Genomic DNA, 14,607 nt, shown 5'->3' on the forward strand with positions numbered 1-14,607 from the left:
TTGGATTGTGATCAATACGGTGATTTTGATTGTGAGTGTGTCAGTTGGCATCAAAAGTTCAATTTATAGTATATGTTTTTGTGGACTCAAGGGCAGCGTGTCCGCTTGAGTCCGTATGCACAGCAAATTATCCATGCTTTACGGTGTGATGCGCAAGTCGCTTTTACCGAAGCGATGCACCCGGTAAATCATGTCACAAAACCAGGGTTCAGTTACCGCAATATGCCTCGCGCCGTTGACTAGGCAAGCCAGTCTTTGATTTGCGACATACCTGTGGCTAAGGTGGGCTAAATATGGTTTGATTCCAACACGTTACGCATTGCGCTCAAAAAAACCATGACCCGTACCCTAATAAATATTCAAACCCTGCTTCGGCCTGTTGCTTGGGCATTGATACTTGCCACCTACAGTTTAGCCACTTCAACCTTTTCAAGAGCCTCGGATGTAGACGGTGATGACCTTTTGTTGTTAGTCCCAGCAATCATTGCGTCCGGCATGCAAACCATTGAGGCTTGCACCTTGCAAGACCTAACGGCGAGCTCCGCGCCTGCGAACATTGATCTAGTTTGCGATATCAACCTTAATGGCAGAACCGTGAGTTTGCCGCCTCGCACCACCATCAATGCTGAACGCGGTCGAATCGACAACGGCAAGCTGGTCTTTGAACGAGGCGGATATATTGACGGTCGCTTACTCGGTTCGAGTCTTTCAATCGTAGGAACGCCACAGTTACTAGCGCCCGTGTTCCAATTTGTGCCGGAGCGATGGCAACAGATTACCCAAGGCCCCACGACGGCAAATAAAGCGTTCCGTAACAATCAGGAGTTAGAGCGGCTGTTTAACCTAGTGAAATCGATGGGTGGCACAGAGTTTCGAATTGGTAAGTTTGATGCGTTTTTCCAGGCCAGGATGACCGCACCTGATCAATTTGTGTTTCGGCCGGCAAAAGAGGCGGTAAATTTGCCATCCGATTTTACGCTTAGAATGAGCAACAATACACATTTACGGGTGTTTCCTGCCACGCCAGGATCTGAGTTACGCGGAGGGGCGATTTTATCGGTGCGGGACGCACAAAATATCACGGTGATTGGTGGTAATTTGCACGGAGATCGAGATACTCGATACTATTCGCCAGACGATGATGGGCTGGAGGGTTCACACCTATTCTATATTCGCTCAGGCCGAAACGTCACGCTCAAAGGAATCAAGTTTTTCAATGGGTCCGCCGGCTCGATTACCGTAAACTCCTTTGGCTTTTCGTTTAATCCCGACTATAACCCGACCGATCGACTGGTGGTTGAGAACTGTCTGTTCAGTCACAGTCGTCGCATGTCGATCTCGTTGACTGACGGGCGAAACGTTAAAATTCGGGGTAACCGTTTTATTAATAATGGTCAGCCTTCGGCAAATTCAGATGGTGGCGAGGTTGGCTACGCGATCAATATCGAGCCAGCGCGCACACGTGACAACAACGGTGACTTGTTGGAGTACCAGAAAGTCATTGATACCGAAATCTCGAATAACCAAGAGCGAGGCAGTCGTGGCGGTTTCGTCACGCTGACCATCGGACAGAATTTGACCGTGCGTAACAACCGAATCGGTACTCGCGTAACCACCTCGTTGGTGTCGGATTCGCAGGTTGTTGATAATGTCTTTAACGCCATTGGAGAGGGTGCTGACTCCTATGCAATATTCGCGGCGGGTGCAAACAGTGAGACGGTGTTCGGCAACCTGGTTGCGCGTAACACTATTCAAGGGTATGCATCGGGCATTATCTCGAGCACGCGGGAAACGCTGATTGCTGATAATAAGATTGTCGATACGGTGGTTGGAATGCAATCGTTTCGCAGTACCAGCGTACGATTTGAGCGGAACCAGGTTGCCAGTTCATCACGCGGTATAAATATCACGAATACCTATAACGATGACCTCCATTTTGAAGACAATACAATCAACGCCAACAGTGGTTTTCATATTTACGTGGCCAATGTAAACAAGGGGGCATCAGATCGCGACAAACGAATTAGCTTCAACAACAATACCACCAACGGAGATCGGGCAGTGGTGGTGTCGAACAGTGTTGGAATTTTGCTCACGCAGAATAATTTTAACAGTGGGGTGCAACTGAGCGACTCGTCGGCTGTGACGCTTAACTCGAATACCATACGACCGAAGAGTTTTGATGGTGTGCGCTTGTTCGGGAGCATGGCGGACTCTACGGTGCAAAACAATCAAATTTACGAGCCAACCGGGGCTGAGCGTTTGGTTTGTCTCAGAAATGACTTAGCGCAGTCGCAGAATGTGTTGATCAGTGGCAACACCTGTAGTCAGTAATCCACGGCCCGGTCGGTTCTTCTGATATTCATTTGAAGATTGTCGGGTAACACAAGGCTATTGTAACGCGAGAGGCAATGGCCTTTTCTTTTGTCTTATTATTGATAATGTAAATAGGAACCATTATCATTAGCAAATGGAAATTTATCCCATTGCGCTCTTGTTGGCGGTGGGAATCGGGTTTTATTTTTGGTCTTTATCACACAACTGCATCGATGCTGGACATCCATGCACGGAGAATTACTGTGAGCGTACTCTCATTATTCGTTAAATCACTTACTGTGACTTCCGCACTGGTCGTCGCACCAGCCTTCGCCCAACAAGCCGCCGATGAACCCTTGGAAGAGGTTTATGTGTATGGTGAGCAAGGAACCACTGACACAGCAACGAAGCTAAACCTATCCTTGTTCGAGACACCGCAAACGGTAACTGCAATCTCGCGTGTGCAAATCGAAGAGTTTGGCTTAACCACCATCAACGATGTATTAGATTATACGCCCGGCGTGACCGTGGAAGAGGTGGAAACTGACCGCTCGTACTATACCGCTCGCGGTTTCGATATTGTTAATTTTCAGTATGACGGTGTCGGAATTCCTTTCATCAGCGGATTAAATTTGGGCCAACAAGACACTGCGATTTATGACAAAGTCGAAGTGGTTAAAGGCGCCGCTGGTTTAATTACTGGGCTGGCAAACCCATCGGCAACGATTAATTACGTACGCAAGCGGCCAACCGAGGGTTTTCAAGCCGACTTGGGCCTAAATCTCGGTGAATGGCAAGGTCGTCGAATCGAGGGCGATGTCTCAGGCGCGTTCAGTGACGGTATCCGTGGTCGTGCGGTGGTAGTATACGACACCAGTGAATCGTACTTGAATCGGCACGAGGATGAGACCACCTTGGGTTATGGCATCGTCGAATTTGATCTGAGCGATCGCACTCTGTTGACCCTGGGACACAGCTACGACAACAGTCACTCAACGGGTGTTCTCTGGGGTGCGTTACCGCTGCTGTATTCAGATGGTTCACAAACGGATTACGATGTATCGACCAATAACGCACCGGACTGGACCTTCGCCGACACCGTTCAAAACCAGACGTTTGTGGAGCTCAAACATGCAATCACGGACAGCTGGATGTTCAATGCGATATTGACTCGTAATACCACGGACTACGAGTCGGAGTTGTTTTATGTGTACGGGGTTCCGGATCGAGAGACCGAAGTCGGCTTGTTCGGGTACGCCAGTGGTTATGAGCGCGAAGAAGAGCAGAACAATATCGACCTGTACTTCTCTGGCGATTTCAGCCTAGCCGATCGAACGCACCAACTTGTATTGGGTTATAACAATTCTGATACCGAATTGTACGAGGCCTCCTTTTATGACCCGGTCAATGGTTATCCGGTACTTGGTAGCGATTGGGCTTTGGGTTTGTCACCGCAACCCAATTTCAGCTTTTTCGATCCGGCTGCATCCTCCAGTGATATCGATTACAGCCAGGAAGCGTTCTACGTTGCGTCGCGGTTAAATGTGCATGGCAACGTGTCGCTGCTGCTTGGCGCGCGTGCTACCGAGTTGAAACAATCGGGCCTTAGCTATGGTGGTGCGGCAAATGCAGACGCCAAGGAAACTGTGCCTTATTACGGCATCACTTACCGAGTACTTGACGACGTGATGCTCTATGGTAGCTATAGCGAAGTGTTCAAACAGCAAACTTGGGTGAATGCTGACCTGTTGCCGCTGGGCGCGACATTGGGTGAGAGTTCAGAGTTCGGGATTAAGAAATCGTTCAACGATGAACGTGCTGTGTTGACGGTTGCGTACTTCTCTTCGGATCAGCGTAATTTCGGCAACTTCGTCGGCCGTAATGAGCAGAATATCGCGATCTATGAAGGTATTACATTAGAGAGTAGTGGTTACGAGATTGAGTTTTCCGGTGAATTGTTTGACGGTTTAAATATCGGTGCCGGTTTTACTGACGTGAGCGTCGAAGACCAATCAGGCGCTGATATTCGCAACTTTATTCCCAAGAAATTACTCAAACTCTCTGCCTCCTACGCGGTACCGGCAGTCGATGGACTGAAAGTCGGGGGCATTGTTAAGTGGCAGGATGACATCACAACCGAAGATAAACGGGTTGATCAAGATGCCTTCACACTGCTGGATCTGGCCGTGCACTACCAGTTGAATGAGAACGTGAGTTTCTCAATGAACTTAGAAAACGTGACGGATGAAAAATACTTTCAGAGTCTGTACTGGGACCAGGCTTATTACGGTGCACCGCGCAATGTATCGGCATCGGTGCGTTGGAAGTACTAAACATTCTAAGCAAAACATGTGTTTTGGCGTTGCCTGTTGTTGTGATGGGCAGCGCATTCTATTTTTAAATCAGGTGGTTTATGCGTCGCACCCTTTTTAAGCTTCACAGTTATTTGGCTCTGATTGCGCTGATCCCATTGGTGATCGTGTCGCTGACCGGCAGTATTTTGGTGTTCAAGACCGAGATCGACCAATTCCTGATGCCGAATGCTGCAGCTTTGCCGTATCACCAGCAGTCCGGCGTGATATTCTCGCGTAAAAACCACAACGAATTACAGTCGAATATTGAACAAGCCTTCCCAGAGTATATCCTTGGTGCTTGGGAGGTGTTCACCGATGGCAAGCAAGCCGATCGAGTCTACCTAGTTAAAAAAAACACAGACGATTGGTTCAAAGTGTATTTTGATCCACACGCGAACCAGGTGCTCAGTGCCCCCGTGTCGACGACCTCAAACTTGACTGATTGGTTGTTAAACCTGCATTACACATTTCTGCTCAATGGTCTTGGTGATGAGCACTCGCAGTGGGGTACGATTATTGGCTTGGTCGCGGCATTGATCCTGACTTTTCTGGGGATCAGTGGCCTGATAATTCATCGCAAATTTTGGCTGAATCTATTCAGCTTACGTTGGCATAAAAGCTTGCGCGTGTTCTCAGGTGATCTGCATCGACTGATCGGTGCATGGGCGTCGCCCGTGATCCTGATTCTTGGAATCACTGGCATCTACTTCAATGCGCTGGAGTATTACCATGAGGTATTTGAACACCCGAGTGACGAGCACTACTATCCAACGGCAGCGTTGTATGATCCGTCGATCGATTTCCAGTCGCTGATTGATGACAGTCGGTCACAACTTGACGCGTTTACTCCAACCTATCTGCTGTATCCGTATGAGCCGGAAGTGCATTTTACGGTGTTCGGGCACCAACCAAGCGTGAATCCATTTGCCAGCGATTACTCGTCCACCGTGACCTATGACCGCGAGAGTGGTGTGCTTATGGCTGCAATCGACGGTCGTGATGCCAATGCGGTAATCAAAGTCACTGATAGTTTTCGAGAGCTGCACTTTGGCTCTTTCGGAGGTCTTTTCAGCAAGCTTCTCTGGTGCATCCTCGGACTTTCCCCGCTTATTTTGGGCATTACCGGTGTCTATATCTGGTCGCATCGGCGATCCAAAAAGAAACGATCTGCGATGGCTTACGCTACCAGTTAGTCGATCTAGTGATCTCCGATAAATCGTGTTTTTTTTGCTAGGTGACGTTGACGTTTGGCAGTACTATTACGCCCAGTTAACTCAGCATACGGCGCTACTTGGCGCGTTAATAGAAGAACACGAATTTGGATGCGATTGATCAGACATTAGCTCCCATGACAGTTTTTCCGGTAGCAACTCCGTTGCCCGGCGACGAACTTTTATTTGAGCAAATTGCACAGGATATCGAAACCCAAGGCTTTAGTGTTCAAGCTGGCGCGATGCCAGCCGAAGTTACCGATGCGTTGTATCAACATGCACAGCGTATACAGGAGACCAAGTTTGTGGAGGCGGGGATTGGTCGTGGTGATGACTACCTTAAAAATGAGTTTGTTCGCACTGACGCGATTTGCTGGATCACCGGTGAATCAGACGCTGGTCGACACTGGAACGCGTGGACCGCGGATCTGCAGGCGTATTTGAATCGACGTCTTTTCCTTGGCTTATTCTCATTCGAGAGTCATTTCGCACACTACTCACCAGGTGATTACTATAAACGTCACTACGATGCGTTTCGTGGGGAAACCAATCGCGTCTTATCGGTGGTTGCCTACCTCAATCCGGGGTGGACTGCACACGATGGCGGGGAACTGGTGTTGTATCACAGTGACACGGATCGAACTGGAACCCGTGTGGTGCCTTTATACGGAACTTTGGCCGTGTTTCTAAGCGAAGAATTTCCACATGAAGTCTTACCCGCATCACGAGATCGTTACTCTGTGGCTGGCTGGTATCGGGTCAATACCTCGATCAACGGTAAAGTTGATCCGCCTCGATAGTCTTCCGCTGTCACTGTACCGCCGTTTCCATCATCACTATTAAGGATAGTGTATAGCTGGGGCAGCACGTATGCTGCCTACGCTTGGTGAGGAATTACCGAGCATTTTACGGGAGGTCGTTGAACAGCATGACGCTGCGCACACTGGGATGGTGTGAAAAGGAAATAAAGTAAGTAGGGGTCATTCACCGCTGCCAGTCTGGTGTGGTTGTCACTCACCTTCCATCTACTTAACTGATGTCTTAAGGACAATAAAAGGAGCAATTAAATGGAACCTAATATATTAACGCACGTGGAGCTCAAAGAGCTGCGTCATTACCACGACTGGTATCGCTATCTGCGCAAAACCAAGCTGCGCGTACTGATGGTAATTGATGGCGGGCTTACCAGCATCAATACGGTCTACGAGTACATGCAGGGCAAGACTTTAGGCTGCACGCAGATTTCGGTCAAACGTGCCGTGTATGGATACGGTGGTGGTAATGTGGTCATTGACGATACCCCAGGTGACAACGATCCCCACTACAGTAATTTCAAGTTTACATCTCAGAAAGCCAATGGGCAGTTGATTTTGAATGATTTTGACGTGATGTTCATTTTTGCCATTGAATCGAGTAGTACCGCATTGCCTGATGATCAGCTCGCCGCATTGCACGAGTGGATGAACGCAGGGCACGGTGTGTTCGCTACCGGCGACCATTCCACATTGGGGCAGCGCTTGGCGAGTAAGATTCCTCGAGTTGGAAGCATGCGTAAATGGACCACGACGGATGGTGTTCCACCTGGTAGTGGCGAGGACCGTATTGATACTAACCAGCCTGATCCTACCGATGCCGCACAAATGGCTGGCACCGGCTTGGTGCCAAATACAGCACAAAGTGATGAGTATCCGCAAACCATAACAGCGCTGCCGTTCAAGAAGCTTTACACGAGTCCTTTCAGACGGCTTCATTATCCGCATGAAATTTTGTGCCATCCAAAGTATGGCGTCATCAATGTGATGCCGGACCATCCGCATGAAGGTGAATGTGAAAAACCCGCGTCCATCACCTTAAACGCGGCCGTTCCGTTTTCCACGACTGTGGCGAATACGGACGAGTATCCGGAAGTAGGGGGCAACCGTGAGCGACCGCGTATCATTGCGACCGGTAAGAATTCGCACCAATACAATTTACAAAAGGGCGAGGTTAAACAATACACCTTCGATATGATCAGTGCATATGACGGTCATAAAGCCAACGTCGGTCGCGTTGTGGTGGACTCCACCTGGCACCACTGGTTTGGTATGAATGTCGATGGGATCAAAGCTGCCGGTGGTAAAAACTGGGCCAAAATTGGGCGCTATTTTCTCAATGTTGCTAAGTACCTCGCGCCCAAGGGTTTGTACAAAAATCGTTGCACATTTGATGTGTTGGACGCGCAGTTTGACTACCCATTTATTGAGGAGTACGTCTACGATTTCGGGCGCGATTCGATTTACGACATTGGCCGTAGTTTCAACGCATCTCTCGTTCGTCGTTGGGGAAAATGCGGTGTGCTTAAGTTTGTATTACAGAATATTTGCGTTGTTAGACCTTGGCTCTGTAAGCTGCTTGAAAAAGAGTTAATCCCGCGAATCGACATTGACCCTGTGTGTTTGAGTTGCCCACCGCATGAGTTGTTGATTGATTACGTGTTAGGTGGCATCGCGATTCAAACCCAGGAAGTTCGAGAGTCGCTTAAAATGCAGTTCGCTGGTCAAGATGTCAAGCGGAGCGCCATTAAGGTGGAAGAGCTGGATGAGTTGATTCAAAAAGGCACGGAATATGGTGTCAACGCTTTCCTCGAACAACTCAAAGCGGACGTTGCTAAAACGGAAAAGGCATGGCTTAGTCAATAATCCGTCGTTGTTTTAATCTAAGGGCCCCAAAGTTATGTCGACTTTGGGGTCTTACTTTATCGACTAAGACAAAAGTCGACCAAAAGCCTAAAAATTTATCAGCCGCGCCGCCGCCGTCAGGTGCCGCGAAACGTTATACTTATTGGATAAATAATATAAGCCTGATGGGTAAAAGGAGAAAAAATGGATCGATTAAAGTGTCTTGTTATAACGAACTTGTTTTTGGCAGCGAGTGTGGGAACGCTCACAGCGGAGGCGGGAAATCCGCTGGACTTTGGCAGTAGTATTCGTACTGCTGACCCCTCTGGACACGTCTGGTCGGACGGTAAGATGTATTTATATACCTCGCATGATGAAGAGTGTCAGCCCGATTTTTACATGAAAAACTGGCATACCTTTTCATCATCAAACCTAGTGGACTGGGTAGATCACGGGCCGAGTCTATCGGTCAATGAGCTGACGTGGGCAGATAACTTTGCCTGGGCGCCAGATGCGGCTTATAAAAATGGCAAGTATTACCTCATCTTTCCAGCCGGTACGGGTTATAAAGATCGCGTCCACCCAGAGAAAAGCACTAAGTGGATGGGAATTGGTGTGGCCGAGAGTGATTCGCCAACTGGCCCATTCAAAGACATGATTGGTGCGCCGCTCTGGACGGATCCCTATGCCAATGACCCCAGTCTTTTTATTGATGATGACGGTCGTGCGTTTCTCTATTTTCACGGCCAAGGTGCGGATTACCAAGTGATTGAGATGGCTGAGGATATGCGCAGTGTGAAAGGCGATTTCATCAAAATGGATATGGGCGGATATGAACCCAAGATGGAAGGCCCCTGGGTATTCAAGCGGCAAGGGCTTTACTACTTCACCATGCCTGAAAATAACCGCAAGTTAACCTACTACACCAGTAAAAGTCCGACCGGCCCCTGGGCGTATGAGGGTGTCATCATGGAGTCCGAAGGCGGTAACAACCATCATTCAATCGTCGAGTTCAAGGGACAGTGGATTCTGTTTTATCATCGCTGGCTCGACCTCAATTCTACCTGTCATCGCAAACAGCGTCACGTGGCCGCCGAGTATCTTTATTTCAATGACGATGGCTCGATTCAGCAAGTAGAACGCACGGACGCAGGCGTTTCCGCCATCGAATAGTCACGCCTGCCTTGCAGTCAACGTACTGATTTTACTCAGTGCTGAGAAAGGTGGCAAAAAATACTTGGGCAAAGGCTGAACGCGCTACTTCGGCTTTGTCCAACGCGTTATGCCACCAGATACCCTCGCTGTTCGCGAGCATGATTAGGCTCACATCTTGGTCGAGTACCTTGATGTACAGAGACGAAGAGCGGTTTTCCCACCAGCCTGAGTGCCAGGCCAACAGGTGATCCTGGTAGTCTTCGATGAACCACCCAATGCCATACGGTGCCAGTGTGCCATTTTTTAGCGGCGTTGGACTGAACATGACTTGGCGTGCGTCCGCACTGAGTAATTCACCACGATCCAGCGCGATATCAAATTTTGCCAAATCGACTACCGTGGAATGCACACCACCGGCAGCCCCATCACCTTGCGGTGATCCCGGAGCAGCGAGGACCGCGTTACCGTCGTTATCGAGGGAATAATAGCTAGGCAGGCGCCGCTGCATCGCTTGCGGTAATGGGCGTTCACGGTGTGTGCGCGCAGATTGGTGCATTTGGGTCGGTGTGAATACATTTTGAACCACTAGTTCAGAAAAGCTCTGTTCGACCACTGCCATAATTGGACGTGAGGCCCAGGAGAACAGGACTGGGTTGTAACTGAAGTTGGTGCCGGGCTGCTGGGTGGCGGTGTGCGTCAGTAAATGTCGCAGGGTGTGAGTAGCGGGCTCGCAACTCAGGTCTTTTGCAAAAATGGACGGCTGCTGTGAGAATGCTTCACAAAATCCGCGCCAATCACTGTATTCCGCTATGGGCCGATCCAAGTCGATCTGCTTGGCGTCGACCAGTTGCATCGCTGCCACGCCCGAGATCGGCTTAGTCACCGAGGCGATATCGTACGGGGTATCCGCAGCGGCCAGAATTTTTTGCTCAAGGTTGGTGTAGCCAAGGCCGGCGGCGACTAACAGCTGCTGATCTTTGACTACGGCGACGGACAAACCGGGAATCCGAGCTTGTATTCGGAGTGCGTCGATTTCTTTCAAAAAGTCGCTCAGATTGACTGGCGGTGGGGTGGCCTCGGCGTCGAAAGGCGAACAGATTAATAAGACTAGTAATGCGATGTGGCAGAGCAGTGACTTCATATCCGTGCGGTCTCCGTGTGTGTGCTGCGCATTCAGAAATATCAAGTTACGCGGCGAAGAAGGGCAGGTTTCTAACCACGCCCACAGTGCGGTGAATTATGGACAACAGTAGCAGAGAGTCACGCTGCAAAGCCAGCGCCATGATTCGGAAGTGGCGCTAGTAACTCGGCTTATTTAAAGAGAATCAGAGGGGAATGGCTGATTCTACGGCCAGCAATTGCTGGCCGTAGAACAGGTTGGTGGGTTATTGTTTGCAATTAGGCTGACTTAGAGCCAGAACCTGCGAACGTGATTTTGCAATCGGCGAGTTATATGGCGTCGCGCCACGTACGCCGGCGGTGGCGTTCACGTAATCCAATAGGTCTTGATTCGGAGCCATTTGATTGTTCGCGATGGCTTGTGACGACGTGGCACTGTAATCAAGGCTCAAATTGCGCGCATTACCGGGGTCACCTGAGTAACCCGTGCGATAGCTGGAATTCAAACGACAATTGCCGCTGGCAAACTGCACAACGCTGCCGTCATCGGTGAAACTACCATCACGCACGACGCCGTCTGAGAGTTCCACCTGCCATTTACTGAAAGCGTCTGCTAAATCGGAGTCCTCATTTTGCACAGCACTCAAGCCGACAAACAGGTTGTCTTCCCAGTGCAGGGTGCCACCAACACGAACGCTGGCGATGTCTTTCCAGTAATCGACATACACATTATTAAAGTGATGCGATGAACCACGGCGGAGCAACGGTACACGACGCAATGTGCTTCTGCCTCGGTTGTAAAAGGCGTCGGTCGTGATGAACATATTGTTGTGCAGTGTGGTGGTAATCTGTTGATTGATTACGCGGCTGTCAGACGACCCGTGTAGTGACGCACGCAACACATCCACCAATCGATTGAACGAGATAGTGGTGTTGTAGGCGCCAACCTTAACGTCGAACGCGGCGTCACCGGTATTGATAAAGGAATTTTTATGAATCCAGACATCATTTGATTCGCCGGTGACCCGGAGCATATCCGGGTCTAGACCGTGGTCTTCGGTATGTCCGGCGCCTTCAAAGCTTAGATTGGTGACGATCACACTGTTGGATAAACGGGTTGACTGGCCAGAGCTGTCTGCCCCAATTTTAAATCCGTTGAACATCAGTTTGACGTTGGCACCGCGCCCGTCGAGTGTGGTGTTCGATCCGATCGTCAGGTTGCGAATGGGTAAATCAGAATCGTTGAGACGTTGGTTGAAAAACTCGTCGGCGCAATTGCTGGAAGACACGCCATTGTTCGCACACCAGTTTTTGTAGTCAATACACTGACTCGCCGATGAAATGCCCAAGGCGCTTTGTACCGCCCCATTGTTGCATTGTAGCCGGTACATCGCGATTTCAGTCTCCGAACTAAAGTCATCCTTATCGAACACGATCCAATTATGCTGATCTGAGTCGATCGCTGCGGCTAACTGTTGTTCTGGCGATGAACTGCCGTTGGCACGAATCACCACCAGATCACTGCCGCCGCTTGCATCGTAACCACCGCGAGCTTGCTCACCGTAACCAATAGGTTTGCCCAGCGTGACGGACAGACACGTCACGATTTGTTGCTCGTTTCGCAGCGAGGACTCATCCCAGTTGGTGTTGTCGTTATTGATTAAGTCTAGGCACGCTGCCGTCGGGTTACCACTTGAGTCTAATGCATTGTCATCACCGCCACCTGGATTAGGGTTCGGATCTGGATCCGGGTCTGGTGTGGGATCTGGGTCTGGATCAGGATCGGGGTTCTGCGTACCAGATTGACTTGCTAGGTAGGTCTCAAATTCGGCAATTGCGGGTTGGGATGAGGCAGAATCAATCACAAAGTTGACCTTATCCAAAGTAACTTGGTTAAACCGAATCACGCCGGCGCCAGTTCCACTGGCGATCTGGCCATCGTTATCATCATTCACCACACGCCAGCTGCCAATACGGCCTTCAAACCCAGCAGCTTCAACAATATTGATGGCATTAATCGTTTCACCGCCACTCCATTTTATGGAAATTCGCCCCGTGTTCCCACTTGGAGACCAGTAGCTTGAGAGATTGCCGTCGCGCACGTTTCCGTAGCTAGTACCTGACGCTTTACTCGAGCCGTCGGAACCAGCACCGATACTGAGGTTGGGACCGTCGTCATAACTGCCATCACCTGGGTTCGGGTCTGGATCAGGTGTTGGGTCGGGATCCGGATCCGGCGTCGGATCAGGGTCTGTATCGGCAAAAATAACGTTGATCTTGTCGATGTTTGGCCCACCGCTGGGGTTGGCTGAACTGACAGACAATTCGTTTGTGCCCGTCACCAGTCCAGAAACCGGTACCGAGATCTCCGACCAGTTGTTCCATGCACCCGTGGTTGAAAAATCGATAGTTTGCTGCGTGTTGCCGTTGATGCTTAGGTTCATTGCACGGCTACTGCCGCCGCCATTAGCGAAACGCAGTTTGATCGTGGCGTTCCCAGACTGACTACTGGTAAAGCTCCAGCTGGCCCCACTTGTACTGTTGTTTTCGAAATCTATAAATCCACTGCCGGTAAAACCACTGTGATTGTTTTCGATATCGGCTTGATTCAAGTTTGCCGCATTTGCGGTTAGTTCGACATTGCTACCGTCACCTGGATTCGGGTCCGGATCTGGATCGGGCGTCGGATCTGGATCTGGGTCAGGGTCAGGGTCTGGTGCACTGCAGCTGCCGTCTGACGTGAGCATTCCCTTATTGGCACCGGCAATTTGAGCAAGCAACGCCGGTACGCAGCCCGCATCGTCTAAACTTACCCCATAAGGCACTGCCAGGCTGGCTGTGGACTGAGGATTCGGGCCAGCTGGGTCTTCGTCGCTCGGTGAGGTGTCCCAATTGATGTTGTCGAACACATTTCCGCGCAGATCCCACGTACCGGAAACATCATCATAGAAGGTCCCGATTGGGTTACGCGCGTCTTGGAAATAGTTGTTCTCAATTAGCGCTTCGCCACCGCGTCGTGAGTTGATACCCGTTGACCGGATGCCGTCGTACCAGTTGTTGTAAATATGCGCGAAACCGCCACGTAGTAATGGCACGCGGGAGTTTAGGTCGCGAAAAATATTGTGGTGCCATGTCAGTGGCCCATTGCCGAGATCGCTCGAGCTAGACCCTACTAAGCCGCCGCGGTCTGAGCCCTGCAACAAACTGTAGGACAAGGTAACGTAACGAGTATCAGCTTTGATGTCGATCAAACTGTCGTAGCCCTCCGACTCGCCGCCATCGGCGCTGAGCGTCACGTGATCAACCCAAACATTGGAAACATCACTTTCCATGCCGATTGCATCGCCGCCATTAGAGGTAGGGGAACCAGATTTTTTAACATTTCGTACCGCCACGTTTCGCACAATGATGTTGTTGGCATTGCGCAGATGGATGCCCAATTGATCAAACAATGCGCCGTTACCAACACCGATGATGGTCACGTTGTCGACGTCTTTGATTTCAATTTTATCGTCGGCAGTATTACAGCTTGAACCACTGACTTTCGAAGTGTTTCCGTGGTTAATTGTGCCTTCGACTTCGATGATGATGGGCGAGTCACTGGTGGGACGTGAACACAGTGCCTGATGAATCTGTGTGCCACTAGTAGCGCGGACGGTCGGCCCCCCTTGACCACCCGTGGTGCCACCATTTTGGCCCGCGAAGCCGGTTGCTTGCGCGTGGGTCAGCGCAGGCGATAAGAAACAGGCTGTCGATACGGCGACAGCCAGACGAGTTAAACTCCTCATGGTTTTC

At 50.1% G+C, this 14,607-nt stretch carries 8 protein-coding genes; 6 read left to right on the top strand and 2 right to left on the bottom strand.

Going from position 1 to position 14,607, the window contains the following annotated elements:
• The first annotated feature begins 336 nt into the window (after nucleotides 1-336).
• From IE055_RS03325 to IE055_RS03350, 6 genes are all read left to right on the top strand, one after another.
• Nucleotides 337-2,334: a right-handed parallel beta-helix repeat-containing protein gene (locus IE055_RS03325; protein WP_189398560.1), complete on the top strand. Its 1,998-nt coding sequence runs from the start codon at nucleotides 337-339 to the stop codon at nucleotides 2,332-2,334.
• A gap of 245 nt (nucleotides 2,335-2,579) precedes the next feature.
• Nucleotides 2,580-4,649, top strand: coding sequence for a TonB-dependent siderophore receptor (locus IE055_RS03330; protein ID WP_229794112.1), 2,070 nt, complete (start codon nucleotides 2,580-2,582; stop codon nucleotides 4,647-4,649).
• Between the two features lie 80 nt (nucleotides 4,650-4,729).
• Nucleotides 4,730-5,863 (top strand): PepSY-associated TM helix domain-containing protein, encoded by a 1,134-nt coding sequence (locus IE055_RS03335; protein WP_189398562.1) that lies wholly within the window; start codon nucleotides 4,730-4,732, stop codon nucleotides 5,861-5,863.
• A 155-nt stretch (nucleotides 5,864-6,018) separates the two neighbouring features.
• On the top strand, nucleotides 6,019-6,681 hold the full coding sequence (locus IE055_RS03340; protein ID WP_189398563.1) for a 2OG-Fe(II) oxygenase: 663 nt from the start codon (nucleotides 6,019-6,021) through the stop codon (nucleotides 6,679-6,681).
• Nucleotides 6,682-6,948: 267 nt separating this feature from the next.
• Entirely contained in the window at nucleotides 6,949-8,559 is a 1,611-nt protein-coding gene (locus tag IE055_RS03345) for a hypothetical protein (protein ID WP_189398564.1), read from the top strand.
• A gap of 183 nt (nucleotides 8,560-8,742) precedes the next feature.
• Nucleotides 8,743-9,711, top strand: coding sequence for a family 43 glycosylhydrolase (locus IE055_RS03350; RefSeq protein WP_189398565.1), 969 nt, complete (start codon nucleotides 8,743-8,745; stop codon nucleotides 9,709-9,711).
• Between the two features lie 31 nt (nucleotides 9,712-9,742).
• Here IE055_RS03350 and IE055_RS03355 read toward each other — a convergent pair whose 3' ends face one another.
• Both IE055_RS03355 and IE055_RS03360 read right to left on the bottom strand, forming a co-directional pair.
• Nucleotides 9,743-10,834 (bottom strand): serine hydrolase domain-containing protein, encoded by a 1,092-nt coding sequence (locus tag IE055_RS03355; RefSeq protein WP_189398566.1) that lies wholly within the window; start codon nucleotides 10,832-10,834, stop codon nucleotides 9,743-9,745.
• A gap of 244 nt (nucleotides 10,835-11,078) precedes the next feature.
• Nucleotides 11,079-14,600, bottom strand: coding sequence for a pectate lyase family protein (locus IE055_RS03360; RefSeq protein ID WP_189398567.1), 3,522 nt, complete (start codon nucleotides 14,598-14,600; stop codon nucleotides 11,079-11,081).
• Between the last annotated feature and the right edge of the window lie 7 nt (nucleotides 14,601-14,607).

The sequence above is a fragment of the Arenicella chitinivorans genome (genome assembly GCF_014651515.1).
GTDB lineage: Bacteria > Pseudomonadota > Gammaproteobacteria > Arenicellales > Arenicellaceae > Arenicella > Arenicella chitinivorans.